This is a genomic window from Paenibacillus sp. J22FR83 (genome assembly GCF_059691955.1).
Window position 1 is genome coordinate 1 of record NZ_JCAUAM010000031.1, and the last position, 25,558, is coordinate 25,558.

General features: G+C 42.7%; 43 protein-coding genes and 1 rRNA gene. 2 read left to right on the top strand and 42 right to left on the bottom strand.

Features of this window, described 5'->3' with window-relative positions; genetic code table 11:
• The 3 genes from AC58PV_RS33360 to AC58PV_RS33370 form a co-directional block, all read right to left on the bottom strand.
• Nucleotides 1–109: ribosomal RNA gene (locus AC58PV_RS33360) — 16S ribosomal RNA — on the bottom strand; the annotation flags it as partial.
• 320 nt (nucleotides 110–429) lie between these two features.
• The gene (locus AC58PV_RS33365) at nucleotides 430–660 is read right to left on the bottom strand and encodes a hypothetical protein (RefSeq protein WP_056618222.1); all 231 of its coding nucleotides are present in this window, start codon (nucleotides 658–660) and stop codon (nucleotides 430–432) included.
• A 148-nt stretch (nucleotides 661–808) separates the two neighbouring features.
• The gene (locus tag AC58PV_RS33370) at nucleotides 809–1,420 is read right to left on the bottom strand and encodes a stage II sporulation protein M (RefSeq protein WP_497437327.1); all 612 of its coding nucleotides are present in this window, start codon (nucleotides 1,418–1,420) and stop codon (nucleotides 809–811) included.
• Between the two features lie 114 nt (nucleotides 1,421–1,534).
• Between AC58PV_RS33370 and pdaB the strand changes: the two genes are divergently transcribed.
• A complete protein-coding gene (gene pdaB, locus AC58PV_RS33375) occupies nucleotides 1,535–2,317 on the top strand; it encodes a polysaccharide deacetylase family sporulation protein PdaB (RefSeq protein WP_057313438.1) in 783 nt (260 codons plus the stop codon).
• Between the two features lie 37 nt (nucleotides 2,318–2,354).
• Here pdaB and AC58PV_RS33380 read toward each other — a convergent pair whose 3' ends face one another.
• Nucleotides 2,355–2,951 carry a KinB-signaling pathway activation protein gene (locus AC58PV_RS33380; protein ID WP_497437328.1) on the bottom strand — a complete coding sequence of 199 codons (597 nt, stop codon included), beginning with the start codon at nucleotides 2,949–2,951 and terminating at the stop codon, nucleotides 2,355–2,357.
• 139 nt (nucleotides 2,952–3,090) lie between these two features.
• Here AC58PV_RS33380 and gerD point away from each other — a divergent pair, with 139 nt between their 5' ends.
• Nucleotides 3,091–3,861 carry a spore germination lipoprotein GerD gene (gene gerD, locus AC58PV_RS33385; protein ID WP_497437329.1) on the top strand — a complete coding sequence of 257 codons (771 nt, stop codon included), beginning with the start codon at nucleotides 3,091–3,093 and terminating at the stop codon, nucleotides 3,859–3,861.
• A 51-nt stretch (nucleotides 3,862–3,912) separates the two neighbouring features.
• On the opposite strand, the gene salA is transcribed toward gerD, so the two are convergent.
• The 38 genes from salA to tuf all read right to left on the bottom strand — a co-directional run bounded on the left by salA (nucleotide 3,913) and on the right by tuf (nucleotide 25,523).
• Nucleotides 3,913–5,001, bottom strand: a complete 1,089-nt coding sequence (salA, locus tag AC58PV_RS33390; RefSeq protein ID WP_497437331.1) for an iron-sulfur carrier protein/transcriptional regulator SalA — start codon at nucleotides 4,999–5,001, stop codon at nucleotides 3,913–3,915.
• Between the two features lie 54 nt (nucleotides 5,002–5,055).
• Nucleotides 5,056–5,817 (bottom strand): N-acetylmuramoyl-L-alanine amidase CwlD, encoded by a 762-nt coding sequence (cwlD, locus tag AC58PV_RS33395; RefSeq protein ID WP_497437332.1) that lies wholly within the window; start codon nucleotides 5,815–5,817, stop codon nucleotides 5,056–5,058.
• 80 nt (nucleotides 5,818–5,897) lie between these two features.
• Nucleotides 5,898–6,590, bottom strand: coding sequence for a phosphoadenylyl-sulfate reductase (locus tag AC58PV_RS33400; RefSeq protein WP_497437333.1), 693 nt, complete (start codon nucleotides 6,588–6,590; stop codon nucleotides 5,898–5,900).
• 224 nt (nucleotides 6,591–6,814) lie between these two features.
• A complete protein-coding gene (gene rpsI / locus AC58PV_RS33405) occupies nucleotides 6,815–7,207 on the bottom strand; it encodes a 30S ribosomal protein S9 (protein ID WP_057313444.1) in 393 nt (130 codons plus the stop codon).
• Nucleotides 7,208–7,225: 18 nt separating this feature from the next.
• Nucleotides 7,226–7,663, bottom strand: coding sequence for a 50S ribosomal protein L13 (rplM, locus tag AC58PV_RS33410; RefSeq protein WP_057313445.1), 438 nt, complete (start codon nucleotides 7,661–7,663; stop codon nucleotides 7,226–7,228).
• 174 nt (nucleotides 7,664–7,837) lie between these two features.
• Entirely contained in the window at nucleotides 7,838–8,599 is a 762-nt protein-coding gene (truA, locus tag AC58PV_RS33415) for a tRNA pseudouridine(38-40) synthase TruA (RefSeq protein ID WP_497437335.1), read from the bottom strand.
• Between the two features lie 141 nt (nucleotides 8,600–8,740).
• On the bottom strand, nucleotides 8,741–9,106 hold the full coding sequence (rplQ, locus tag AC58PV_RS33420; RefSeq protein WP_057304263.1) for a 50S ribosomal protein L17: 366 nt from the start codon (nucleotides 9,104–9,106) through the stop codon (nucleotides 8,741–8,743).
• 24 nt (nucleotides 9,107–9,130) lie between these two features.
• Nucleotides 9,131–10,075, bottom strand: a complete 945-nt coding sequence (locus AC58PV_RS33425; RefSeq protein WP_056618255.1) for a DNA-directed RNA polymerase subunit alpha — start codon at nucleotides 10,073–10,075, stop codon at nucleotides 9,131–9,133.
• Between the two features lie 126 nt (nucleotides 10,076–10,201).
• Nucleotides 10,202–10,597 (bottom strand): 30S ribosomal protein S11, encoded by a 396-nt coding sequence (gene rpsK, locus AC58PV_RS33430; protein ID WP_028557470.1) that lies wholly within the window; start codon nucleotides 10,595–10,597, stop codon nucleotides 10,202–10,204.
• 18 nt (nucleotides 10,598–10,615) lie between these two features.
• On the bottom strand, nucleotides 10,616–10,984 hold the full coding sequence (gene rpsM, locus AC58PV_RS33435) for a 30S ribosomal protein S13 (protein WP_497437336.1): 369 nt from the start codon (nucleotides 10,982–10,984) through the stop codon (nucleotides 10,616–10,618).
• A gap of 18 nt (nucleotides 10,985–11,002) precedes the next feature.
• Nucleotides 11,003–11,116, bottom strand: a complete 114-nt coding sequence (rpmJ, locus tag AC58PV_RS33440) for a 50S ribosomal protein L36 (RefSeq protein ID WP_003333770.1) — start codon at nucleotides 11,114–11,116, stop codon at nucleotides 11,003–11,005.
• A 103-nt stretch (nucleotides 11,117–11,219) separates the two neighbouring features.
• Nucleotides 11,220–11,438 carry a translation initiation factor IF-1 gene (infA, locus tag AC58PV_RS33445; protein WP_009676800.1) on the bottom strand — a complete coding sequence of 73 codons (219 nt, stop codon included), beginning with the start codon at nucleotides 11,436–11,438 and terminating at the stop codon, nucleotides 11,220–11,222.
• Between the two features lie 2 nt (nucleotides 11,439–11,440).
• Nucleotides 11,441–11,746: a KOW motif-containing protein gene (locus tag AC58PV_RS33450; RefSeq protein WP_441991593.1), complete on the bottom strand. Its 306-nt coding sequence runs from the start codon at nucleotides 11,744–11,746 to the stop codon at nucleotides 11,441–11,443.
• 9 nt (nucleotides 11,747–11,755) lie between these two features.
• Nucleotides 11,756–12,508 (bottom strand): type I methionyl aminopeptidase, encoded by a 753-nt coding sequence (gene map / locus AC58PV_RS33455; protein WP_497437337.1) that lies wholly within the window; start codon nucleotides 12,506–12,508, stop codon nucleotides 11,756–11,758.
• Entirely contained in the window at nucleotides 12,508–13,158 is a 651-nt protein-coding gene (locus tag AC58PV_RS33460) for an adenylate kinase (protein WP_068661885.1), read from the bottom strand. Before AC58PV_RS33460 ends, map begins: the two co-directional genes overlap by 1 nt.
• 86 nt (nucleotides 13,159–13,244) lie before the next feature.
• Complete coding sequence (gene secY, locus AC58PV_RS33465) at nucleotides 13,245–14,549, bottom strand: preprotein translocase subunit SecY (RefSeq protein WP_497437338.1); 1,305 nt, start codon at nucleotides 14,547–14,549, stop codon at nucleotides 13,245–13,247.
• Nucleotides 14,549–14,989, bottom strand: coding sequence for a 50S ribosomal protein L15 (gene rplO, locus AC58PV_RS33470; RefSeq protein ID WP_497437340.1), 441 nt, complete (start codon nucleotides 14,987–14,989; stop codon nucleotides 14,549–14,551). The genes secY and rplO overlap by 1 nt, the downstream gene beginning before the upstream one ends.
• Nucleotides 14,990–15,025: 36 nt before the next feature.
• A complete protein-coding gene (rpmD, locus tag AC58PV_RS33475; RefSeq protein WP_028557477.1) occupies nucleotides 15,026–15,214 on the bottom strand; it encodes a 50S ribosomal protein L30 in 189 nt (62 codons plus the stop codon).
• 11 nt (nucleotides 15,215–15,225) lie between these two features.
• A complete protein-coding gene (gene rpsE, locus AC58PV_RS33480; protein ID WP_028557478.1) occupies nucleotides 15,226–15,723 on the bottom strand; it encodes a 30S ribosomal protein S5 in 498 nt (165 codons plus the stop codon).
• Nucleotides 15,724–15,751: 28 nt separating this feature from the next.
• Nucleotides 15,752–16,120, bottom strand: coding sequence for a 50S ribosomal protein L18 (gene rplR, locus AC58PV_RS33485; protein WP_497260051.1), 369 nt, complete (start codon nucleotides 16,118–16,120; stop codon nucleotides 15,752–15,754).
• A 101-nt stretch (nucleotides 16,121–16,221) separates the two neighbouring features.
• On the bottom strand, nucleotides 16,222–16,764 hold the full coding sequence (gene rplF, locus AC58PV_RS33490) for a 50S ribosomal protein L6 (protein WP_497437342.1): 543 nt from the start codon (nucleotides 16,762–16,764) through the stop codon (nucleotides 16,222–16,224).
• 29 nt (nucleotides 16,765–16,793) lie between these two features.
• The gene (gene rpsH / locus AC58PV_RS33495; RefSeq protein ID WP_028557481.1) at nucleotides 16,794–17,192 is read right to left on the bottom strand and encodes a 30S ribosomal protein S8; all 399 of its coding nucleotides are present in this window, start codon (nucleotides 17,190–17,192) and stop codon (nucleotides 16,794–16,796) included.
• Between the two features lie 33 nt (nucleotides 17,193–17,225).
• Nucleotides 17,226–17,411, bottom strand: a complete 186-nt coding sequence (locus AC58PV_RS33500; RefSeq protein ID WP_029196455.1) for a type Z 30S ribosomal protein S14 — start codon at nucleotides 17,409–17,411, stop codon at nucleotides 17,226–17,228.
• Nucleotides 17,412–17,447: 36 nt separating this feature from the next.
• On the bottom strand, nucleotides 17,448–17,990 hold the full coding sequence (gene rplE / locus AC58PV_RS33505; RefSeq protein WP_057313451.1) for a 50S ribosomal protein L5: 543 nt from the start codon (nucleotides 17,988–17,990) through the stop codon (nucleotides 17,448–17,450).
• Between the two features lie 33 nt (nucleotides 17,991–18,023).
• Nucleotides 18,024–18,377 carry a 50S ribosomal protein L24 gene (rplX, locus tag AC58PV_RS33510; RefSeq protein WP_081787661.1) on the bottom strand — a complete coding sequence of 118 codons (354 nt, stop codon included), beginning with the start codon at nucleotides 18,375–18,377 and terminating at the stop codon, nucleotides 18,024–18,026.
• A gap of 55 nt (nucleotides 18,378–18,432) precedes the next feature.
• Nucleotides 18,433–18,801, bottom strand: a complete 369-nt coding sequence (gene rplN / locus AC58PV_RS33515; protein ID WP_028557485.1) for a 50S ribosomal protein L14 — start codon at nucleotides 18,799–18,801, stop codon at nucleotides 18,433–18,435.
• 35 nt (nucleotides 18,802–18,836) lie between these two features.
• Nucleotides 18,837–19,100, bottom strand: coding sequence for a 30S ribosomal protein S17 (gene rpsQ, locus AC58PV_RS33520; RefSeq protein WP_068661882.1), 264 nt, complete (start codon nucleotides 19,098–19,100; stop codon nucleotides 18,837–18,839).
• Between the two features lie 27 nt (nucleotides 19,101–19,127).
• Nucleotides 19,128–19,325, bottom strand: a complete 198-nt coding sequence (gene rpmC / locus AC58PV_RS33525; protein WP_028557487.1) for a 50S ribosomal protein L29 — start codon at nucleotides 19,323–19,325, stop codon at nucleotides 19,128–19,130.
• Nucleotides 19,315–19,749, bottom strand: coding sequence for a 50S ribosomal protein L16 (gene rplP / locus AC58PV_RS33530; protein WP_068661881.1), 435 nt, complete (start codon nucleotides 19,747–19,749; stop codon nucleotides 19,315–19,317). Before rplP ends, rpmC begins: the two co-directional genes overlap by 11 nt.
• A 3-nt stretch (nucleotides 19,750–19,752) precedes the next feature.
• On the bottom strand, nucleotides 19,753–20,415 hold the full coding sequence (rpsC, locus tag AC58PV_RS33535) for a 30S ribosomal protein S3 (RefSeq protein WP_028557489.1): 663 nt from the start codon (nucleotides 20,413–20,415) through the stop codon (nucleotides 19,753–19,755).
• A gap of 13 nt (nucleotides 20,416–20,428) precedes the next feature.
• Entirely contained in the window at nucleotides 20,429–20,761 is a 333-nt protein-coding gene (rplV, locus tag AC58PV_RS33540) for a 50S ribosomal protein L22 (protein ID WP_028557490.1), read from the bottom strand.
• Nucleotides 20,762–20,790: 29 nt separating this feature from the next.
• The gene (gene rpsS / locus AC58PV_RS33545; RefSeq protein ID WP_068661880.1) at nucleotides 20,791–21,069 is read right to left on the bottom strand and encodes a 30S ribosomal protein S19; all 279 of its coding nucleotides are present in this window, start codon (nucleotides 21,067–21,069) and stop codon (nucleotides 20,791–20,793) included.
• Nucleotides 21,070–21,153: 84 nt separating this feature from the next.
• Complete coding sequence (gene rplB / locus AC58PV_RS33550; protein ID WP_068661879.1) at nucleotides 21,154–21,984, bottom strand: 50S ribosomal protein L2; 831 nt, start codon at nucleotides 21,982–21,984, stop codon at nucleotides 21,154–21,156.
• 29 nt (nucleotides 21,985–22,013) lie between these two features.
• Nucleotides 22,014–22,304: a 50S ribosomal protein L23 gene (gene rplW / locus AC58PV_RS33555; protein ID WP_056618288.1), complete on the bottom strand. Its 291-nt coding sequence runs from the start codon at nucleotides 22,302–22,304 to the stop codon at nucleotides 22,014–22,016.
• Nucleotides 22,301–22,927, bottom strand: coding sequence for a 50S ribosomal protein L4 (gene rplD, locus AC58PV_RS33560; RefSeq protein ID WP_068661878.1), 627 nt, complete (start codon nucleotides 22,925–22,927; stop codon nucleotides 22,301–22,303). Before rplD ends, rplW begins: the two co-directional genes overlap by 4 nt.
• A gap of 16 nt (nucleotides 22,928–22,943) precedes the next feature.
• Entirely contained in the window at nucleotides 22,944–23,567 is a 624-nt protein-coding gene (rplC, locus tag AC58PV_RS33565; RefSeq protein WP_056618299.1) for a 50S ribosomal protein L3, read from the bottom strand.
• A gap of 43 nt (nucleotides 23,568–23,610) precedes the next feature.
• Nucleotides 23,611–23,919, bottom strand: a complete 309-nt coding sequence (gene rpsJ / locus AC58PV_RS33570) for a 30S ribosomal protein S10 (RefSeq protein WP_028557496.1) — start codon at nucleotides 23,917–23,919, stop codon at nucleotides 23,611–23,613.
• Between the two features lie 413 nt (nucleotides 23,920–24,332).
• Nucleotides 24,333–25,523 carry an elongation factor Tu gene (tuf, locus tag AC58PV_RS33575; protein WP_068661877.1) on the bottom strand — a complete coding sequence of 397 codons (1,191 nt, stop codon included), beginning with the start codon at nucleotides 25,521–25,523 and terminating at the stop codon, nucleotides 24,333–24,335.
• Nucleotides 25,524–25,558 lie beyond the last annotated feature (35 nt).

A 25,558-nucleotide genomic window follows, 5' to 3' on the forward strand; every position in this document is an offset into this window, starting at 1 on the left:
TACTCACCCGTCCGCCGCTAGCTTACCCCGAAGGATAAACCCGCTCGACTTGCATGTATTAGGCACGCCGCCAGCGTTCGTCCTGAGCCAGGATCAAACTCTCCATAATAGTGGACGATTGCTCGTCCTATTTGAAAAAGCTTAATTTGCTCATTTGAAGCTAGCGAGATTATTAATCTCATTTATAGTCGATTACTCGACTGTGCTTACTCACTCGTTGTTCAGTTTTCAAAGATCAATTTCTTTCTTCTTCATCGCCATCCGTTTAGCGGCGACTTTTTCAATATACCACAGTCGAATCGAAGATTGCAAGTCTTTTTTTCAAAAAGATTTATGTGAACATCTTTTCAATTAGGCTCACTCACTTAGTTCCGAAGTGACGAGTTATAAAATAACATAGATGGAGAGGGTAAGTCAAGCGCTTACCCCCTATTTTTTTTGAGCTTGATAATTACGGTTTCTTGCGTACTTCGATATTTCCTTCGGTGTCGCTAAGCGAGCATACATTCTGAAGATAACTTTATATCTGGATTCTATAGCGCCCTTTATCTCTTGATCAATTCTCTTGTCATTGAGATCGAAAAGCATTTCGTCTAATTCTTTGCGCAATACATAATCTAATTCTCTGCATTCTCTCTCATTGAACAAAAATCCGAGCATACATCCATCCAAACCCCTCTCGACTGTAGAGATTCATGGCACTAACAGTTCGTTAGACAGACATGTAGGAGCTATTCACCCCTTCTCATTTCCGCCTTATTGTTATGCTCAGATTTTGCCAATTTTATGACGAGGGATTGAAAATATTTTACAAATGCACCAACCAGTAGGTAAGTGTGCTTTCAATAATTGCTGCTATCAAAAGAAGGACAACGATTGCAATACTTAGCGGTTTGGTTAATTGAAATATACGAACCAATTCAATTCGAGCACTTCTTTTCTCTGCTGGTACGAGCAGCTGTATAGCCATTTTCCAGACTAACATTCCTATCTTCAATCCATACGCACACGCGAGTAATATAACAGGAATCTCAATGATACCATGCGGCAATATTCCTTTAAGAACGATGGAGAATGTACTTTCGTGCGTCTGTAAAGACAGTACATACCCCAGGATCATTCCATTAGCGATTAACATAAAGAGCGGTAACACACCTAGTAAAATTCCACAATAAACGATAAGAACCGACTTAATCGCATTATTTAAAAAGATAAAGATAAATAGCCACACCTGCGGATTGTCCTTCGCGTTTATCGTTTTAATCATGGGTTGAAGCCCCTTTAATTGCTCCTCCAGGAAATGCGAAAATTGCTCGGAATTTGCCCATCCCATGTACAAGCTAAAACCAAATACAAGAACAACCACAATAAAGTAATGCTTCATTTCTTTAAAATGTCTAAGCAACGCGGAAAAATTCATTTTGTAATTCCTCCAATTTCGGAAGCATAAGTACCTTGTGTACGAGCATACATTATTTACTAAAGGTTATACAAGCTTATCCAAAGCTTGACATAAAGGAGGTACAAGCTGTTTATGAATTACTTTTTTGTAATCAACGCACGCAAATTCAAGCAATATTTATTCATTGCTCTCGCCATCATCTTCTCCGCGGCCATTGTATATTCCGAACAAAGTAATGTTTCTGTCTTCATGAACTCGGAGCCTTCGGCCATTTACAGCGTGCAGACTGAAAAGAAAGTCATCGCCCTAACCTTTGATATTTCTTGGGGGGATACTCGGGCTGAACCGATTTTAAAAATCCTAAAAGACAATGGTGTTAAGGATGCAACCTTCTTCTTGTCTTCCCCCTGGAGTAAGAGTCATCCCGATATTGTCTCACATATCAAAAGCTATGGATTCGAAATCGGTAGCCACGGAAACAAGTTCGACAACTACAGCGATCTAAGTGATGAGGAAATCCGAAACGAAATTTCTACTGCACATGGCATTTTGACAGAATTAATCGGAAAGGAACCTAACCTCATTCGTCTGCCTAATGGCGACTTTGACAAGCGCGTGTTACGTATTGCTGATGATCTCGGTTATTCAGTCATTCAATGGGATACAGACTCTCAAGATTGGCTGAATAAAGGCGTCGACACCCTTGTAAACCGCGTAGTAAGTAAAGCACATCCTGGTGATATCGTCCTTCTCCATGCTAGCGACTCTTCTCAACAAACACACGAGGCTCTACCTGCCATCATCCAACAACTACGAGCGAAGGGCTATCAGTTCGTAAGCGTGAGTGAGCTCATCAAGCAAACTCAAGTGGAAACAACCCCTGTCGAAGATCAGGCCATGAAACAAATTCATTAATATCTATGAATAGATTTGAAAAAAAGAGCTAATCTGATTAGCTCTTTTTGTTATCCAATATTTTATGTAAGGTAAGAATCTGCCATGCATTACAAACGAATAACGGTGCCAACATAAATAGACTCGATGCTGAGTTATCCAATTTTAACGCCGGTACAGCCTCAAGCACAGTAACTGCCGTCATGAAAAATAAAGTTGGAATAAATGCGTTCTTATTCGTCATTTTGACCTTCCAATAGCTTACTGCTAAAGATATCGCAAGTACGCATGTTGGCAAGATGAAATATCCAATCAGCGATTCAGAAGTGTTGAAATTCGTCTTTCTCAAGTAGACAAGGTCGAACAATACAACAATAACAACTGCAAGCTGCAGCAAATCCCACACTGTTTTGGAACGTATGATACCGACCGCAATAAATCTTACGATCAGATATGCGAAGAAGCCCATTTGACTTAACACGCTTATCGTAGCTCCACCAAGAATCATATTGACCAAATTAAAACCAACTGCTGATAAGCCCATTACAGAAAATTCTTTGTCTGAAAATTGAAGAATAAGTCCAACCCCTGTTGAAACTACAATTCCTAATACTAATGTTGTCCAAAATAAGTGAAACCATTTACGTAATGTCACGTTTAATTACCTCCACACATCAACTCTAATTGTTAATTGTACCAACCTTTGCGATAAAAAGCCAATATTGTCCCCTTATATTCTGACCCTAACCACACATACTAAGACCATTAAAGTTCAGGGAAGGGAGCATGTAGTTATGTTAAAGACAAGACTTAAAAAGCTTCAAGTCCTACCGGCTATTTCTTTGGCTTTTCTTCTAGCTTCATGTGGTACAGATAACTCGTCTCAAGGCCAATCACAAGCCAATACGTACAAAGAGCAAAAGACGATGATTCTCGATATTTTGAAGTCCGATGACGGTAAGAAGGCAATAAGTGCTGCAAATCGCAGTATTATGAATGGTGATGTAGGGGCTAATAGCGTTGCTGGCCAATCGCAAATCAAGCTACTTTCAGCCAATGAGTCCCTCCAGCTTCAAATGGCCGTCAAAGATGTACTGACTGCCAAGGAAAATAATATGTTTTTGACCGATATGATGAAGGATCCTAAATTTGCTGGGGATTTCGCTACGGCGATTCAGAAAGAAACCAAACAGATGTTCAAGGAATTACTCAAAGACCCTACCTATCAGAAATCACTCATAGATGTTATGAAGAATCCGGATTACGAGAAAATGGTTCTGGATGTCATGAAAACAGCTCCCTATCGCCAACAAATGATGACTGTCATGGAAGAATCCATTCAAAGTCCACTGTTCAGAGCACAAATGGTTGAATTACTTAAATCGGCAATTGCCCAACAAAGCAAACCTGAGCAAATGCCTTCCGCAAAGAGCACCGAAAAAAGTGATGATAAAGCAAAAGAAGGGGATAAAAAAGAAGAAGGCGGAGATGACAAGCAGAAGGAAGAGTCTTCTGGGGACTCCGAGAAACAGGGTGAAAAGAAAGACGGAGGTTCTGATTCTTAAACAAAAAAGGAAGAGTTGGCAGACACTCTCTGCTTCCTCTTCCTTTTTGTGCTATTTATCCAACTTCGCAATCATTCGATCCGCTATCTCTAAGTAGATTTTCCCCGCTTTGGATTCTGCCTTATACACCGATGGCGAGTAATCCTTTTCAGAAATATGATTATCAGGAGCCCCTAATGGAATTTGCGCTAACAGCTCACTATGAAGATCTTCAGCAAGCTTAGCTCCTCCACCTCTACCAAAAATGTGCTCAATGCTGCCATCTTTGCTCTCATAGTAGGACATGTTCTCAACGATACCCAAAATCTCATGATTCGTTTGAATGGCCATCGCCCCCGCTCTAGCAGCTACGAATGCCGCAGTAGCATGTGGAGTCGTTACAATGATTTCTTTACTTTGCGGAATGAGTTGATGCACATCTAATGCGACATCTCCCGTACCTGGAGGAAGATCTAGGAGGATGTATTCCACATCTCCCCAATTTACTTCATTGAAGAAATTGCGAAGCATTTTGCCTAACATCGGCCCACGCCATACAACAGGCGCATTGTCTTGGACAAAGAAACCCATTGATATCACTTTGACTCCGAATTTCTCAACAGGAATAATCACGTTTTCTACGAGCTGCGGCTGTTCTTCAATCCCCATCATATCTGGAATACTGAATCCATATATATCCGCATCGATAATCCCTACCTTTTTCCCCTTACGAGCCAGGGCGACTGCTAGATTAACTGTGACTGTTGATTTACCAACGCCACCTTTCCCACTCGCTACAGCGATAAACTCAACCGTAGAGGATTGTCCAAGAATCGGCTGCTGAATTGGAGGTTGAACATGCTTCTGAGGATTGGCATCCGACGAATGTGAAGCCCCTTCCAAATGACTCCGTTCATGCTCCGTCAACAACCTAAATCGGATATGAACTTGAGGTACTCCTATATTAGCTAAAGATTGTTGAATGAATGCTTTGGCTTGCTCCTTATACCCTTCATCTTCGGATAATACGAGCAAACTTAAGGATACCGCATCTTCCTTCACCATTACATCACGAATCAAATTTAATTCCACTACACTTTTGTTAAACTGGGGATCAATCAGCTTATTCAACGCTTCTAGAATTTGATCTTTATGTACCATAGCCACATCACACCTTTATTGGGACATTGTATTCGCGGCTTTCATTATAACACATTATGAAGCAGAACCCACTTTTTCACCTGCATAATATCTCAAAATTCCTTGATACACTGAAGCTGCCAACATCTTCTGATAGTTCTCATCCGCTAATAACTTAGCCTCTTCTGGGTTTGAGAGGAAGCCTACTTCAACAAGTGCGCTTGGGATTTTCAGCGTTTTCAATAGATACACCGTCTTATCAGCTGGTTTAGCGACACGATCGGTATTCTCTAAATTGCGCTTAAGCTCTGATTGAATGAGCGCCGCTAGGTTAGGATTATCAGGGTTATTCAAATAGTAGAACGTTTGTGCGCCCCTCCATTTCTCAGACGGAATACTGTTCAAATGTATACTTAAAAACATATCGGCATTATTATTTTCAATCAAATCCGCACGGTTATGAAGATCTTGCGTTTTGCGTTTGCTATAACCTTTCGTACCTGACTCCGCTAGATCAGTATCCGTTTCTCTTGTTAAAACTACGATCGCACCGGCCTGTTGTAAGTAATCACGCAATCGCAAAGTAATAGCTAAATTAATATCCTTCTCAATGATACCGTCCTTGCTCTCTGCTCCACCATCTGGCCCCCCATGACCGGCGTCTAGCGCAATGGTCTTGCCCGATAAAGGTAACGTCCAGTCTGACCATGTCTTCGTTGTAGGGAGCTCGTACGCATAAATAAAGACAACCAATGCAACCAGCATCGCTGAAAGCATTAGCTTCAGACCGCTGTGAAAGGTTAGCCATACCACCAACCTTTTCTTCCTTTTGCGCATAAAAAATCCACCTCTGTTCCCCTATAGACTCTGTAACATCTATATGGGACAGGGTGGACAAATATACCTGACTTTCAACTTTACTTGTGTAGACCACATTCCGTCTTCTCAATAGTCGCCCAGCGTCCAGCACGTGGATCTTCACCTTCAGCGACTGGGCGTGTGCAGTGCGAACATCCGATACTTGGATAATTACGATCATGCAATGGATTGTAAATAACATCATTGTCGCGAATGTATTGCCATACATCTTCTGATGTCCAATTAGCTAAAGGATTGAATTTGATCAAGCCAAATTTCACATCATACTCCACTTTCTTAGCATTTGCACGTGTAGGTGCTTGATCGCGGCGAATCCCTGTAATCCAGGCATCGTATTTACCAAGGATCTCAGTAAGCGGGTCAACTTTACGAATGTTACAACATTGATTCGCATCAATCTTCCAAAGCTCATCCCCGAATTTCTCAGCCTGCTCATCCAGTGTAAGTTTAGGCAATACTTGAATGAACTTCATACCATAGTGTTGCTCAAGTCTGTCTTTCGTTTCGTATGTTTCTTCAAAATGTACATTTGTATCTAAATAAAAAATATCAACGTTAGGATTAACTTTTTGGAGCATATCGACCAACACGACATCTTCAGCTCCAAAGCTACAAGCTAAGGTCAAACTTCCGAACGTCTCTACGGCAAGTTGCAATAAGGCTTCAGGCGATTGATTCTCGAATTCTTCCGCAGCTTTCGTTACAAATGCTTCTTTCTCAAATAGATTCATCGTCCGATTCCTCCAATAGTCGATAATCCCGACTGATATTGTATGATTTATATTTATTATATCTGACTTCTGCAAGGTGTCAATGACTTTTTATCATTTTGGTATTAACTTTCGTTGCCTCCATACAGATATATGCTGATCCCGAATTTAAGTCCGTATAATAAAAGAAAACCTTTCCTGCCAAAGGCGGAAAAGGTTTTCTTGCGTGCCGGAGGCACCATATCTTAACGTTTGGAGAATTGAGGAGCACGACGTGCTGCTTTCAATCCGTATTTTTTACGCTCTTTCATACGGGAATCACGTGTTAGGAATCCAGCTTTTTTCAAGGATCCACGGTATTCCGGATCAGCTTTCAACAATGCACGGGAAATACCGTGACGAATTGCGCCAGCTTGTCCGCTGATTCCACCACCATTTGCAAGAACAAGAACATCGTATTGACCGATAGTTTCAGTTAGTGCAAGTGGTTGTTTAACGATTAGCTTCAATGTTTCTAGACCGAAATACTCATCTAGATCACGTTTATTGATGATGATGCGTCCTTCGCCCGGTACTAAGCGCACACGCGCTACCGAATGCTTACGACGACCCGTTCCATAATATTGAACTTGTGCCACGAAACGTTCCTCCTTATATTAACCGCGAAGATTCCAAACTTCTGGTTGTTGTGCTGTGTGCGGGTGCTCTGCTCCACCGTAGACTTTAAGCTTAGTTTTCAAGCTGTCGCCAAGACGGTTCTTAGGAAGCATACCATGAACTGCGAACTCGATCATACGATCAGGCTTGCTGTTAAGCAAGTCTTGAGCGGAAGTCACTTTCAAACCACCTTGGTACAAAGAGTGACGGTAGTACATTTTGTTTTGCATTTTCTTACCAGTAAGCTTAATTTGGGAAGCATTGATAACAACAACGAAATCACCAGTATCTACGTGTGGAGTGAACTCCGGTTTGTGCTTACCGCGGATAATGCTAGCAACTTCACTTGCAAGACGGCCAAGTGTTTGGCCTGCAGCGTCAACAATGTACCATTTACGCTCTACTTCATTTGGCTTAGCCATATATGTGGTGCGCATGCTTAATCCTCCTAAAAATATATCTGAAATACATAAGTTATAGTTGTCATTTATTCATAAGCGATGGATAGTTATGGTCATTTGTGATCAGGGGCTGTGGGGTAGCCGATCGCCAAACGCCAAGTTATATTTTACACGATAAAGTCTTAATAATCAAGTAGTGATGACAACTTTTTAATAGTCGACTTTCCACAAGGTCAATCCCATGGCTTCAGCTGTAGGCCCCGCTTGAGAACGATCTCTGGCCTCGAGAACACGCTGCATATCGCTAGGTGGTCTCTTACCCTCACCGATCTGAATTAGCGTCCCTACGATGATCCTGACCATGTTATAAAGAAAACCATTTCCCGTTATGATTAACCGGATACGTTCTACTTTACCTGTCGCCAGCAACTCATCCGATTCCGTCTCCATACGTACCTCATATAAGGTCCTCACTTTGATTTCCTTATCCGTTCTCACTGTGCAAAACGAAGTAAAATCATGCTCACCTAGCAAGCAAGGGAGCGCCTCTCTCATGGCTTCCACATTTAAATGCGTGGGGTGATGATACTCGAAGTTGCGGTGAAAGACATCAGGGAAGCGCGCCGAACGAATTGTATAACAATAAGTTTTACGTTTCGCGGCTTTGCGAGAGTGAAAAGTAGGGAGAACTTCTTCAGCGGTATGTGCGACGATGTCCCTGGGTAGTCTAGCATTTAGAGCTAAACACCAACGTTCTACTGGAATCTTAGAACTTGTTGTAAAATTAATAACCTGCGCCTTCGCGTGAACACCGGCATCTGTACGCCCTGAAGAAATGACTTTCACCGTCTCACCTGTCAACAAGAAAACGGCCTGCTCTAAACGGTATTGTACCGTGTCGGATCTAGGCTGTATCTGAAAGCCAGAATACGATGACCCATCATAGCTTATGGTAAAACGTAGATTTCTCAAGGCTTGTTCCTCCATGAGTCATCCTTCCTACCTAGCCGGAGGTGCTATGCACCTCAATCCACTAGAATGCGATCCAAGACTGCAAAAAAAGGGCTTCACCAGAATCTAAGTAGATTCCGTCCACCCTTTCCCATCCGTCTTCTATGCGCGATCTACTAGCTCTAGGTAAACCATTGGTGCTGCGTCACCGCGGCGTGGTCCCAGTTTAAGGATACGTGTGTATCCGCCTGGACGCTCGGAATAACGAGTAGCCAAATCAGAGAATAGTTTTTGAATCGCATCTTGATTTTCGTTAGCAGCTTCTCTACGAACAAAAGCAGCAACCTGACGGCGTGCGTGAAGATCTCCGCGTTTCGCAAGAGTAATTAACTTCTCAGCGATTGAACGAATTTCTTTAGCTTTTGCTTCTGTTGTTTGAATGCGCTCATGTATGAACAGATCCGTTACCAGATCACGAAATAATGCTTTACGATTACTGGAATCGCGGTTCAATTTTCTGTAGTTCATTGAGTTAACCTCCTTCTGACAAGACTATTCCTCAGTACGTAGACCTAAACCCAGCTCTTCGAGCTTCTCTTGAACTTCTTCAAGGGATTTGCGACCTAAGTTCCGAACTTTCATCATGTCTTCTTCTGTTTTGGTAATCAGCTCTTGTACGGTATTAATCCCAGCACGTTTGAGACAGTTGTAAGAACGAACGGAAAGATCTAATTCTTCGATCGTCATCTCAAGAACTTTTTCTTTCTTATCTTCTTCTTTTTCAACCATGATCTCAGCGTCTTTTGCTTCGTCCGTCAAACCAACGAATAAGAGCAAATGTTCTGTTAAGATTTTCGCGCCCAAGCTTACTGCTTCTTCTGGACGAATACTTCCATCGGTCCACACTTCGAGAGTCAACTTATCATAGTTAGTCACTTGACCGACGCGAGTATTCTCAATTGCGTAGTTTACCCGAGTAATAGGCGTGTAGATTGAATCAATTGGAATAACACCAATTGGCTGTTCTTCATGCTTATTTTTGTCTGACTGGACGTAACCGCGCCCTCTGCCCGCATGAATCCTCATGTGAAGACGTGCATCTGGAGACAAGGTAGCGATGTGTAAATCCGGGTTAAGGATTTCAACATCACTATCACCGCGGATATCAGCCGCTGTAATATTACCTTCTCCTTCAGCATCAATTTCTAGCACTTTCTCCTCATCGGAGTGAATCTTCAACGACAAACCTTTGAGATTAAGGATAATTTCCGTAACATCCTCAAGCACACCTGGAATCGTTGAAAATTCGTGCAAAACGCCATCGATTTGGACAGAGGTTACTGCTGCCCCCGGTAAAGAGGACAGTAAGATACGACGTAGTGAGTTTCCTAAGGTTGTACCGTAGCCACGCTCCAATGGTTCAATGATAAACCTACCATAAGCGCCATCTTCACTTAATGCTACAGTTTCTATTTTTGGCTTTTCGATTTCGATCATGAAATGTACCCTCCATTCAATACGTCGGTTCCCTCTGGATACTCCGCCACTAAATTTCATAGTATGCCTATCCTTCAATCCATTATTCACGGATTTGAAATAATTATACTACAAAGTGATCCTGAATTATACGCGACGACGTTTTGGAGGACGGCAGCCATTATGAGGAACCGGCGTCACGTCTTTAATCAGGTTTACTTCAAGACCTGCTGCTTGCAAAGAGCGGATTGCTGCTTCGCGGCCAGCGCCTGGACCTTTAACCATAACTTCAACAGTTTTCAAGCCATGCTCCATTGCTGCTTTAGCTGCTTTCTCAGCTGCCATTTGTGCTGCGAAAGGAGTACTTTTACGGGAACCTTTGAATCCAAGGTTTCCTGAACTTGCCCAAGAAATTGCGTTACCATGCGGATCCGTGATCGTAACGATCGTGTTGTTAAATGTTGAACGGATGTGTGCTACACCGCTCTCAATATTTTTCCGGTCACGACGTTTCGTACGGACGACTTTTTTAGGTTTTGCCATTAGCTCTAACCCCCTTTATTATTTCTTCTTATTAGCTACTGTACGACGAGGACCTTTACGTGTACGAGCGTTAGTTTTAGTACGTTGACCACGAACAGGAAGACCACGGCGGTGACGAAGACCACGGTAGGATCCGATTTCGATTAGACGTTTGATGTTAAGGGAAATCTCACGACGAAGATCGCCTTCTACTTTAAGGGTTTTGTCAATTACATCACGGATTTTGCTCACTTCATCTTCCGTAAGGTCGCGAACGCGAGTGCTTCCATTGATTCCAGTGGACTCAATGATTTTTTGAGCAGTAGTGTTACCAATACCGAAAATGTAAGTCAACGCAATTACAACTCGTTTGTCACGAGGTAAGTCAACTCCAGCTAAACGTGCCATCTACAGATGCACCTCCTTTTAACCTTGTTTTTGTTTGTGCTTAGGGTTTTCGCAAATAACCATTACATTGCCTTTACGGCGAATTACTTTACATTTCTCACAAATCGGTTTTACAGACGGTCTTACTTTCATTTTAAGCCCTCCTTTTTATCGTAAGCAACCATGTTGCGTTTTCGTTAGAAAACTTGCTTCGTAAGCATACGCCTTGAGAGAGTATTACTTCTAAGCCGAACATTTATTTGAAACGGTAGGTTATACGGCCTCTCGTCAAATCATAAGGCGATAATTCTACGGTAACCTTATCTCCAGGCAAAATGCGAATAAAATGCATTCTGATCTTTCCTGAAACATGGGCTAGGATTTTATGACCATTTTCCAATTCAACTTTAAACATTGCATTCGGAAGAGGTTCAATCACTGTACCTTCTACTTCAATTACATCTTCTTTGGCCACAGTCATTCTCCTTTCTCTTGTGCTTCAACTTGCATAAGTTCAACGAATTTGGCGATTGCAAAGCGCAATTTCCCATTAGTCACACGACCTGTTTCCCTAATGCTTGACGCTACTTCACTGCTGATCGTTTCTTGTAAATGAAGATGATTCAGGTTCTTCTTCTTCGGTTGATCGAATTTACGATGATCGCCATCGGCAAGCCAGACAAAACGATGATCTTCAATACGAATCACGACCGCATATTCTCCGGGATCTCTACCGCGAAGCACCTTTACGATTTGACCCACTTGCGGAATCTTGCTATCCACTCAATTCACCTACGATCTAGGCAAAGTTAGTATTTCATAACCAGCTGCCGTTATGGCAACCGTATGTTCGAAATGAGCACATAGGGTACGATCTGAAGTGACTACGGTCCAATCGTCTTCGAGTGTTTGGACGAATCTTTCGCCAACAACCACCATGGGTTCAATGGCTAAGACCATGCCTGGTTTGAGTCGAGGACCCTTGTCAGGTATACCATAGTTCGGAATTTGTGGTTCTTCGTGAAGATCCGTTCCAATACCATGACCGACATACTCTATAACCACGGAGAAGCCTGCGTCTTCAATACAAGTTTGGATTGCATGCGACAACGTGTAGAGTCTAGCATCCGGTTTAGCTTGTGCAATACCTCGGTAGAGTGACTCTTCTGTAACGGTCAACAAACGCTGAGCTGTGTCAGAAATTTCACCAACTGGATATGTCCAAGCAGAATCTCCATGATAACCTTTATATTGAGCACCAATATCAATAGAGATAATGTCGCCCTCAACTAGCTTTCTTGGACCAGGAATACCATGAACTAATTCTTCGTTGACTGAAGCACAAATGCTCCCAGGAAAACCATTGTAACCTTTGAAAGATGGAATTGCTCCCTGACTGCGAATGAATTCCTCTGCGATCTGATCAAGTTCTTTCGTTGTAATGTTCGGACGAATCGCCCTTGCCAATAAGCGGTGCGTTTCGGCTACGATACGACCTGCTTCTCGCATTAGGTCTAGTTCAACCTCGGACTTACAAATGATCATTACGCTAGACCTCGTAGCAGTGAGCTAATTTGTTCGGTTACCGCATGAATGTCTTGTTCCCCGTTAACCTCACGCAATAATTCCCTCTTTTGGTAGTAATCCAGAAGCGGAGCCGTTTTGTTGATGTATTCATCCAAACGTGTTCCGACTTTCTCTTCCGTATCATCAGATCGTTGGTACAACTCACCGGAACATTTATCGCATACGCCTTCTTGCTGAGGTGGGTTGAAGATGACATGATACGTAGAACCACAGGATTTACAAATTCTTCGGCCAGTTAGTCGTGCTAACAGATAACTGCGATCAACAGCTAGATTGATTACGACCTCAATCTTCTTACCAAGTGAATCAACGATATCAGACAATGCATCAGCTTGAGCTACCGTTCTAGGAAACCCATCTAACAAAAATCCTTTATCGCAATCCGGCTGAGCAAGACGCTCTCTCACAATACCATTCGTAATTTCATCAGGAACAAGAAGTCCCTTATCTACATATCCCTTAGCTTCGATACCCATTGGTGTTCCTTGGCTCATGGCTGCACGGAATGCATCGCCAGTTGAAATATGAGGAATTTGAAACTCCGAAACGATTTTCTCTGCTTGCGTACCTTTGCCTGCACCAGGAGGCCCCATAAATATTACGTTCACAATTAAAACCTCCCCATCGCACTCGGCATTACGAACAGCACAATAGGTGCCGATGTCGCAGAACTTGCCCCATCAGTACCTATTAGCTATTTATTGATGAACCCTTTGTAATGACGCTTAATCAATTGGCTCTCGATTTGCTTCATTGTCTCAAGACCAACGCCTACTACGATAAGTAAAGATGTACCACCTATTTGAACCGAACTAGGCAATCCAGCAAGTCCTCCAAATAACATTGGAAGAATCGAAATTGCGGATAGGAACAAAGCTCCAGAAAGAGTAATTCTAGTCATTACGCGTGTCAGATAAGTTGAAGTCGTTTTACCTGGTCTGATACCTGGTATGTATCCGCCATTCTTCTTCATCTGATCAGCCATTTGAACAGGATTAATTTGTACGAAGGTGTAGAAGTAGGTGAAACCGATAATCAGCAGTACATACAGTACAATCGCTAATGGTGCAGTTTGGTTAATACTCAGGTTGTTAATAATCCATTCTGCGACTACATTCCCTCTCCAGTAACTTGCAATGGTTGGAGGAAACATCAAAAGTGATAATGCGAAGATTACAGGGATAACACCAGCAGCATTCACTTTAAGTGGAATGTGTGTTGTTTGCCCACCATACATTTTACGACCAACTACTCGCTTTGCATATTGTACAGGTATCTTACGAACACCTTGTTGTACGAATATAACGCCAGCAATAATCAGGATAACAACTAACGCGATAATGATTAGTTTCACAATGTTCAGGAACAGGGCTCCCTCGGTTGCAAAGAGTGATTTATAGATTTGTTGTATGCTTGTTGGAATCGCTGAAACGATACCAGCAAAGATGATAATGGAAATACCGTTACCAATACCGTATTCCGTGATTTGCTCACCTAGCCACATCAAGAAAGCTGTACCAGCTGTCAACACGATAGCGATTAGTGCGAAAGTTGTAAACCCAGCATCAATAACCAAACCACTGTATAGGCGGTTAAAGCCAATTGATAATCCGAAGGCTTGAATCAACCCTAGAACGATCGTACCGTAACGAGTCACCTGCGTCATTTTCTTTCTTCCTACATCTCCTTCTTTTGCCCACTGCGCAAAGCGCGGTATAACATCCATGGACAAAAGCTGAACAATGATCGAAGCCGTGATATAAGGCATAATTCCCATCGCGAAGATGGAGAATTGGAAGAGCGCACCGCCGGAGAACGTGTTAAGCAAACCAAAGACATCGCTCTGATTCGCTTGATCTTGAAGTTTCAGAACATCTGTATTAATGTTTGGGACCGGAATAAAGGCACCCAAACGGTAGACGATTAGCAAGATAAGCGTGAAGAGAATCCTTCTGCGTAAATCTTCTACTTTGAAGATGTTGGCTATGGTATTGAACATTAAATCACCTCGGTTTGACCGCCGGCAGCTTGGATTTTCTCAATCGCTGATTGAGAGAACTTGTTCGCTTTAACGGTTAATTTTACTGTGATTTCACCGTTTCCTAAAATCTTAATGCCGTCTTTAGGAGCTTTAACAATACCAGTCTCCATTAATACTTCTGGAGTAACTTCAGTACCAGCTGCGAAACTGTTCAAGTCTTCAAGATTAACGATCGCGTACTCCGTACGGAAACGGTTCGTGAATCCACGTTTAGGTAAACGACGGTACAATGGGTTTTGTCCACCCTCAAATCCAGGACGAACGCCTCCACCGGAACGAGCGTTTTGACCTTTATGTCCGCGAGATGATGTTTTACCCATACCACTACTTGTTCCACGTCCAACACGCTTAGGTGTTTTACGAGCGCCAGTAGCAGAACTTAGCTCATGTAACTTCATCGTTGCACACCTCCTCTAGATCTTAAATTCGTAATTCTATGCTTCGATTTCTTTAACTTCTACCAAATGGCTTACTTGATTAACCATGCCTCTGATTGCAGCATTATCTTGATGAAGAACAGTTTGGTTCAACTTACGAAGACCAAGTGTTTTCACAGTAACGCGTTGCGTCTCAGGACGGCCGATCAAGCTGCGTTTTAGGGTAACCTGTAATTGTTTAGCCATGTTTACCCCTCCTAACCTAATAGCTCTTGAACTGATTTTCCACGTAGCTTTGCAACTTCTTCCGCTTTTTTCAAACGGCTTAAGCCTTCAAGCGTTGCGTTAACCATGTTCATGGAGTTCGATGAACCTAGGGATTTTGTTAAGATATCGCCTACACCAGCAAGTTCAAGTACTGCACGAACTGGTCCGCCAGCGATAACTCCTGTACCTTGGGATGCTGGTTTCAATAGAACGCGTCCTGCGCCAAATTTACCAGTAACAAGGTGAGGAATCGAAGTGCCTACGATTGGAACGTGAATCAAGTTCTTTTTCGCATCTTCGATGCCTTTGCGGATTGCATCTGGAACTTCGGAAGCTTTACCGATTCCTGCACCAACCCAGCCATTGCCATCGCCAACGACAACAAGTGCGCTGAAGCTGAAACGACGTCCGCCTTTTACTACTTTAGCTACGCGATTAATATTTACAACTTTTTCTGTTAGCTCTAAAGTATTAGGATCTACACGCAAGTCTTTTACCTCCTTATTAAACTATTTCTTAGAATTCAAGTCCAGCTTCACGAGCTGCGTCAGCTAATGCTTGAACACGTCCATGATAAAGGTATCCACCGCGGTCAAAAACCACTTGTTCTACACCTTTTTCTTTCGCACGTGCCGCGATTAATGCGCCAACTTTACGAGCAGCTTCAACGTTACCACCGTTACCAATTTCACTTTTAAGCTCTTTATCTTGAGTCGATGCTGCAACGATTGTTACACCAGTTGTATCATCGATAAGTTGAGCGTACATATGTTTGGATGAACGGAAAATGTTCAAACGTGGGCGAAGAGTTGTACCTTCAATTTTCTTACGAACACGAAGGTGTCTTTTCAGACGAGCTTTATTTTTATCGCTTTTAGTAATCATCTATACTTACACTCCTTTCATCATCTTATGATGCGAGGCTTATGCTTACGTAGCAAGTTTTCATCAGAAAACTCTTAGCTATTACCCGCGATCTTTCGATCTTATTTCTTCTTACCAGCTTTACCTTCTTTACGAAGAATACGTTCGCCTTCATACTTAATACCTTTACCTTTATACGGCTCTGGTTCACGTACGGAACGAACTTTCGCTGCCATTGCGCCAACTAGCTCTTTATCAATACCTCTAACGATGATTTTGGTGTTCGTAGGAACATCAAATTCAATACCGTTCTCAGGATTGATCTCAACTGGATGGGAGTACCCAACGTTAAGAACTAATTTGTCACCGCTTTTGTTTGCACGGTAACCAACGCCTACTAGATCCAACGATTTCGTGAACCCTTCCGTAACACCACTTACCATGTTGGCAACAACACTACGTGTTGTACCATGCAGGGAACGGTGGAGCTTGTTATCGGAAGGACGCTCAACGGAAATCTCGTTATCCAGAACGTTTACTTTCATATCAGTATGAAGTACACGAGACAGGGAACCTTTAGGTCCACTAACCGTGATTTGAGTATTGTCTAGTGTTACATTTACACCACTTGGAATGGTGATTGGTTTACGACCAATACGAGACATGTTTGCACCTCCATTCAATTACAATTGTATTACCAAACGTAGCAGATAACCTCTCCGCCAGCTTTGGATTGACGAGCATCTTTATCCGTCATAACTCCTTGAGACGTGGAGATGATGGCAATCCCTAAACCGCCCAGAACACGAGGGACTTCTTGTGATTTTGTATAAACGCGTAGACCTGGTTTCGAAATTCTTTTCAAACCAGAGATAACACGCTCATTGTTTGAACCATATTTCAGGAACAAACGAATGATACCTTGTTTGCTATCTTGAACGTACTCAGCATCACGGATAAATCCTTCTTTTTTAAGGATTTCAGCGATTTCCCTCTTCACTTTTGAAGCTGGGATTTCAACTGTCTCATGACGTACGATGTTCGCATTACGAATGCGTGTTAGCATATCTGCAATTGGATCTGACATGACCATTTTGTGTAAACCTCCTTCCCGAAAATAGGGTGATTACCAGCTTGCTTTTTTCACGCCTGGAATCTGACCTTTGTGTGCTAATTCGCGGAAACAAATCCGACAAATTTTGAACTTGCGAAGCACTGAATGCGGACGTCCGCAGCGCTCACAACGTGTGTATGCTTGCACTTTAAACTTCGGGGTACGTTGCTGTTTGACTTTCATCGAAGTTTTTGCCACTTAATATAACACCTCCTGATAGGTACGACTGGTAACCTATTTTACGAAAGGCGCTCCGAGTTGTGTTAAAAGCTCGCGAGCTTCCTCGTCGGACTTAGCCGTCGTTACGATAACAATATCCATACCACGAACTTTATCGATTTTATCATACTCAATTTCTGGGAAAATGAGTTGTTCCTTCAAACCAAGCGTGTAGTTACCGCGACCATCAAATGCTTTGTTGGAGATACCGCGGAAGTCACGTACACGTGGAAGTGATACGTTAAACAATTTGTCCAAGAAGTGGTACATGCGCTCGCCGCGAAGAGTTACTTTCGCACCAATCGGCATGTTTTCGCGAAGTTTGAAACCTGCGATCGCTTTTTTGGATTTAGTTACAACTGGTTTTTGACCAGAGATTTTTTGAAGATCTTCTACTGCAGTATCAAGTACTTTGGAGTTTGAAACAGCTTCACCAACACCCATGTTGATAACAACTTTCTCAATTTTCGGTACTTGCATAACTGTCGTGTAGTTGAACTTTTGAATTAAAGCTGGTGTAATCTCGTTCAAGTAACGATCTTTCAATCTTACTGTCATGACTTAGTTTCCTCCTTTCCTTACATGTGTGTATTAGTCGATAACTTCGCCGGATTTTTTCGCGATACGAACTTTCGTTCCGTTATCTAATACTTTGTATCCTACGCGAGTAGGTTTGCCGCTCTTAGGATCAATCAGCATCACGTTAGAAACGTGGATAGCAGCTTCTTGATTCAAGATACCGCCTTGTGGGTTAAGTTGGGATGGTTTCGCATGTTTCTTAACCATGTTTACACCTTCAACAAGAACACGATTTTGACGAGGGTAAGCAGCGATTACGCGGCCTTTCTTACCTTTGTCTTTGCCAGTGATAACGAAAACTGTATCGTCTTTTTTCACGTGCAATTTATTGTTATGAGACTCAAGTCTCTTTTTAAGTCTTGGCATTAGCTTCTACACCTCCTGGGGTTCTCCGGTTAGGAAAACAACATCGTAACACGTCTTAGATAACTTCTGGAGCCAAGGATACGATCTTCATGAAGTCTCTATCGCGAAGTTCGCGAGCAACTGGTCCGAAGATACGAGTACCACGTGGGCTCTTATCTTCTTTCACGATAACAGCTGCATTCTCATCGAATGAGATATATGAACCGTCTTTACGGCGAGCACCGCTCTTCGTACGAACGATAACTGCTTTAACAACGTCACCTTTTTTGACAACGCCACCTGGTGTTGCTTCTTTTACTGAACATACGATCAAATCACCAATGTGACCAACGCGACGACCAGTACCACCCAAAACGCGGATACACATCAATTGTTTCGCACCTGAGTTGTCAGCGACAGCCAAACGAGTAAATGGTTGAATCATCGTATTCCCTCCTTTCGGGGTTCATATCTAGAATATTAGATAACAACTGCCACTTCAAGAATTTCAACCAGTCTCCAGCTTTTATCTTTGGACAACGGTCTAGTTTCACTGATTTTCACAGTGTCACCAATCTTAGCTTGGTTGTTTTCGTCATGCGCTTTAAACTTTTTCGTATGTTTGATTCTCTTGTGATAGAGTTCATGTTTTTTGTAAGTTTCAACAGCAACAACAATGGTTTTATCCATTTTATCGCTGACAACTTTACCGATCAGAACTTTACGATCGTTACGTTCAGCCATCTAAGGAACACTCCCTTCTAGATTTGGTTACCCAATACCCAGTTCTCTTTCACGCAAAATAGTCTTGGCACGAGCGATCTCTTTACGCAAATCACGAATTTGAGTCGGGTTGTCCAATTGACCAGTAGCTAATTGAAAACGGAGGTTAAAGAGTTCTTCTTTAAAACCATTAACTTTTTGCTCGATTTCAGCAGTGGTTAAGTTCCGGAATTCACTACCCTTCATTTGCTTCACCGCCTACTTCTTCTCTTTTCACGAACTTCGTTTTGATTGGAAGCTTGTGAGCTGCAAGACGCATTGCTTCGCGAGCAACCTCTTCGCTTACACCAGCAAGTTCAAACAAAATTTTGCCCGGTTTTACAACGGAAACCCATTTTTCCACGCTACCTTTACCACTACCCATACGGACTTCAAGCGGTTTTTGTGTAACTGGTTTAGCTGGGAAGATTTTAATCCAAACTTTACCGCCACGTTTGATGTAACGTGTCATGGCAATACGAGCTGCCTCGATTTGACGGTTGGTTACCCATGCCGGCTCTGTCGCTTGCAATCCGAATTCGCCAAAAGCAACTTCCGTACCGCCTTTAGCGCGACCTTTCATGCTACCGCGGTGTTCTTTGCGGTGTTTTACACGTTTAGGTACTAACATGATTTAATTTCCTCCTTCCGGCTGAGCCTTTTTCTTAGCTGTCGGAAGCACTTCTCCACGATAAATCCATACTTTTACACCAATACGTCCATAAGTAGTAGCTGCTTCAGCTGTACCATAGTCAATATCCGCACGAAGTGTATGAAGTGGAACAGTTCCTTCGCTATATCCTTCCGTACGAGCAATCTCAGCACCGCCAAGACGTCCGCTAGTTGCAACTTTAATACCTTTTGCTCCGGATCTCATTGTTCTTTGCATAGCTTGCTTCATCGCACGACGGAAAGAAACACGACGCTCCAATTGAAGTGCAACAGCTTCAGCTACTAGGATAGCATCAAGATCTGGGTGTTTGATTTCAGAAATGTTGATATGAACTTTTTTGTTCGACATAGCTGCGATGTAGTTACGAATAACTTCAACTTCAGCTCCGCCTTTACCAATAACCATTCCTGGTTTAGCAGTATGAATCGTTACGTTAACACGGTTAGCCGCGCGCTCGATATCGATATGGGAAACTGCAGAATCTTTAAGTTTATTCTTTAAGTATTCGCGGATTTTGACGTCTTCAAGCAGCAGAGTTCCGAAATCTTTTTCTGCAAACCATTTGGACTCCCAATCACGAATGACACCAATTCTAAAACCTATCGGGTGTACTTTCTGACCCACACGTTACCCCTCCTTATTTTTCAGATACCACGATTGTGATGTGGCTGGTACGTTTTTTGATCGCGCTAGCGCGGCCCATTGCACGTTGTTGGAATCTTTTCATTGTTGGCCCTTGATTTACGAAAGTCTCGGAAACAACAAGTTTGTTTGGATCTAATGAATAGTTATGCTCTGCATTGGCAATTGCGGAATTCAATAGTTTCTCCAGAATTGGAGAAGCTGCTTTTGGTGTATGACGCAGAATTGCGATCGCTTCACCTACCGCTTTTCCCCGAATCAAGTCAACAACTAGCTTTGCTTTACGAGGAGCAATCCGAGCGTGGTTCAATATTGCTTTAGCTTGCATGGTAGTACCTCCTCTCGGTTAAAAATGAATTAACGTTTTCCGGTTTTCTTATCGTCATCGTGACCTTTATACGTACGTGTTGGAGCAAATTCACCAAGCTTATGCCCAACCATATCTTCCGTTACATATACTGGCACGTGTTTTCTTCCGTCATAAACTCCGAAAGTGTGACCAACGAATTGCGGGTAAATTGTAGAACGACGGGACCACGTTTTAACAACAACTTTCTTTTCCGCAGTGTTTAAGTCTTCTACTTTTTTCAGTAAGTGACCATCGATAAATGGACCCTTCTTTAAGCTGCGACCCATGGGTGTTCCTCCCTTCCTTGAACCTCAAGAGAATATCTATATCCTAGATAAATTGAAACATTTATTCGATTCATTTTATCGTGATTACTTCGTACGACGACGTACAATGTATTTATCGGATGCTTTACCTTTTTTACGAGTTTTGAAACCAAGCGTCGGTTTACCCCATGGAGACATAGGTGATTTACGTCCGATTGGTGCACGTCCTTCACCACCACCGTGTGGGTGATCATTCGGGTTCATAACAACCCCACGAACTTGTGGACGATTGCCTTTCCAACGGTTACGTCCTGCTTTACCGATTTTCACGAGTTCGTGATCTTCGTTACCAACAGATCCGATTGTTGCGCGGCAAACTTTTAGTACTTTACGAACTTCACCAGAAGATAGGCGAATTGTTACGTAAGACTCTTCTTTACCAAGCAATTGAGCTTCAGTACCAGCAGCGCGCACTAATTGTGCACCTTTACCAGGTTTCAACTCAATGTTGTGGATAACTGTACCAACTGGAATGTTTTCCAATGGAAGTGCGTTACCTACTTTGATATCAGCTTGTGGTCCAGAAACGATACGATCGTCCACTTTAAGGCCTTTAGGAGCGATGATGTATGTTTTTTCGCCATCAGCATAATGAATCAATGCGATGTTTGCGGAACGGTTAGGATCGTACTCAACTGTAGCAACGCGTCCTGGTATTCCATCTTTAGTACGTTTGAAATCGATAATACGGTATTTACGTTTGTGTCCACCACCATGGTGACGAACCGTAATTTTACCTTGGTTATTACGACCAGCATGCTTGAACAAAGGAGCAAGCAATGATTTCTCGGGTGTTGATGTTGTGATTTCTTCAAAAGTAGAAACCGACATCGCACGACGAGCTGGTGAGGTTGGTTTGTATTTTTTAATTGGCACTCTGTTTCCTCCTTACTTTGAGAAATGGATTATACTGTTTCGAAGAATTCCAATTCTTTGCTTTCTGCGCTTAGGGACACGATAGCTTTCTTCCAGATGGAAGTGTAACCAGAGTGTTTGCCATAACGTTTAGGCTTAGCTGGCATTCTGAGTGTGTTTACATTTGTAACTTTAACTTTGAAGATTGCTTCGATAGCTTGTTTAATTTCTGTTTTGTTAGCTCGAAGATCCACTTCGAAAACATACTTTTTATTAGCCATTAGGTCGCTTGTACGCTCAGTGATGATCGGGCGCTTGATAATGTCGCGTGGATTTTTCATTGTGCAAGCACCTCCTCAACTTTCTGTACAGCTTCTTGCGTTAAGATCAATTTGTCATAAAGCATGACATCAAGAACGTTAACTCCATCAGCAGCAACGAATTTCACACCTGGGATGTTACGAGCAGACAAAGCAACATTGGAGTCGTTAGCAACGCCTACAACTAAAACTTTGCGATCTACTTTCAGGTTGTTCAAAATTGCAACGAATTCTTTCGTTTTCGGAGCATTCAATTGAAGTTGATCCAGAACGATCAAGTTGTTATCGATAAGTTTCGAGGACAAAGCGGATTTGATCGCTAAGCGACGAACTTTTCTAGGCAATTTGAAACCATAGCTACGAGGAGTTGGTCCGAATACGGTACCGCCGCCTTTCCACTGTGGAGCACGAATACTACCTTGACGCGCACGACCTGTACCTTTTTGTTTCCAAGGTTTACGACCACCGCCGCGAACTTCTGAACGACCTTTTGTTTTGTGAGTTCCTTGACGCACAGCTGCTTGTTGCAAAAGAACAGCTTCGTGAATCGCATGAACGTGAGGTTCAATTCCGAAAACAACATCAGACAGTTCAATTTCTCCTACCTGAGCACCTGTTACATTATATAAAGCTACTTTTGGCATCTGTCTTCCTCCTTTCTTACTTTTTAACAGCAGACTTCACGCTAACGTAGCTGTTTTTAGGACCCGGAATGGAACCTTTAACTAGCAATACATTACGCTCAGCATCTACTTTAATGATTTGAAGATTTTGTAGTGTTACTGTTTCGTTACCCATATGTCCTGGTAATTTCTTACCTTTAGGAACGCGATTTGCTTGAATGGAACCCATCGAACCTGGTCCGCGGTGATAACGTGATCCGTGTGCCATTGGCCCAGTGGATTGGTTATGTCTTTTGATGTTACCTTGGAAACCTTTACCTTTGGAAGTACCCGTTACATCAACGAATTCGCCCTCTGCGAACAGATCTGCCTTCAGTTCTTGACCTACTTCATAGTCACCCAACTGAATGCCACGAATTTCTTTAACGTAGCGCTTAGGCGTTGCCCCTGCTTTTTTCGCATGGCCAAGCTCTGGTTTAATGATACGGCTAGCTTTTACATCATCAAAACCGATTTGGATCGACTCATAACCATCGTTATCCACATCTTTCTTTTGCAGTACCACACATGGTCCCGCTTGAATGACAGTTACCGGAACTACGTTACCCTCCGGAGTAAACAATTGTGTCATCCCAAGTTTTTTTCCTAAGATACCTTTCATCGTTGACACCTCTTTTCCTTCCATTGTTAACTCTATAGTTGTTTTACAGTTTGATCTCGATGTCAACGCCAGACGGTAAGTCTAGACGCATCAAAGCATCAACTGTTTGTGGTGTTGGATTCACAATATCGATTAGACGCTTATGCGTACGCATTTCGAATTGCTCACGCGAATCCTTGTACTTGTGCACCGCACGAAGAATCGTGATGATTTGCTTCTCTGTCGGAAGCGGAATCGGACCGGATACACCTGCACCGGAACGCTTGGCAGTTTCCACGATTTTCTCAGCTGATTGATCAATAATTCTGTGATCATACGCCTTCAAACGGATACGAATTTTTTGCTTTGCCATTTAAAGTCCCTCCTTCTATCGCCCAATTTAGTATCGGACATACTCCGTGAAAATTCTCCAACAGCCATCCCCATGGCAAAGGGGCCTGGTGTGTCGGCAACCTTTCACATCATCGCAACGTCACAGACCAACGTTTAATATTATATAAAATTATAAAACGAAATGCAAGCGAAATTTTAGGCAAACACACATATTTATTCGCCAAGCTATTTTTCCTTCTATATAAGTAAGCATCCGCTGTCGTTTTCTGAATCCGTTCCTACATTATAATAAAAGATTATTATTAAAACCACTGCATTCTGTTTCCATTTGATATACGTGATTGGGCTGTTTAAGTTTATCGCAATTATCATAAGAAACAAAAAAAAACATCCACCGATAAATCGATGGATGTTCGATCTCTCAAAGAGAGATTACTTTTGAATTGTAGCAACCGCGCCCGCACCAACAGTACGTCCGCCTTCACGAATCGCGAAGCGAGTACCTTCTTCGATAGCGATTGGGTTGATTAGTTCTACAGTAACAGTGATGTTATCACCTGGCATTACCATCTCTGTTCCTTCTGGAAGGTTGATGATACCAGTAACGTCAGTTGTACGGAAGTAGAACTGTGGACGGTAACCAGTGAAGAAAGGCTTGTGACGGCCACCCTCTTCTTTAGTTAGAACGTAGATTTGAGCTGTAAAGTTCGTGTGTGGTTTAACTGAACCTGGCTTAGCAAGTACTTGTCCACGCTCGATATCTTTACGATCAACACCACGAAGAAGGGCACCAATGTTGTCACCTGCTTGAGCGGAGTCAAGCAATTTACGGAACATCTCTACGCCTGTTACTACGCATTTGCGAGTTTCTTCAGCGATACCAACGATTTCAACTTCTTCTTGTACTTTAACAGTTCCACGCTCTACACGGCCTGTAGCAACTGTTCCACGACCAGTGATTGAGAATACATCCTCAACTGGCATAAGGAAAGGCTTGTCAGTTTGACGCTCAGGAGTTGGGATATAAGTATCAACTTGTTCGAACAATTCGATAATTTTATCAGCCCATGCGCCATCTGGGTTTTGAAGAGCTTCACGAGCTGCTCCACGGATGATTGGAGTATCATCGCCTGGGAACTCATATTCGTTAAGAAGGTCGCGAACTTCCATCTCAACCAATTCAAGCAACTCTTCGTCTTCAACCATGTCACATTTGTTAAGGAATACCACGATGTAAGGTACGCCTACTTGACGGGAAAGAAGAATGTGCTCACGTGTTTGTGGCATAGGGCCATCAGCTGCGGATACAACTAGGATAGCGCCGTCCATTTGAGCAGCACCAGTGATCATGTTTTTAACATAGTCAGCATGTCCTGGGCAGTCTACGTGTGCATAGTGACGGTTAGGAGTTTCGTACTCAACGTGTGCTGTGGAGATTGTGATACCACGCTCGCGCTCTTCTGGTGCTTTATCGATTTGGTCGAATGCTACTGCAGCACCGCCATAACGTTTGGACAATACTGTAGTGATAGCAGCTGTCAAAGTTGTTTTACCATGGTCAACGTGACCGATAGTACCGATGTTAACATGCGGTTTGTTACGTTCAAATTTAGCCTTTGCCATTTTAAACGATTCCTCCTTAGAGTGACTATTAGTTT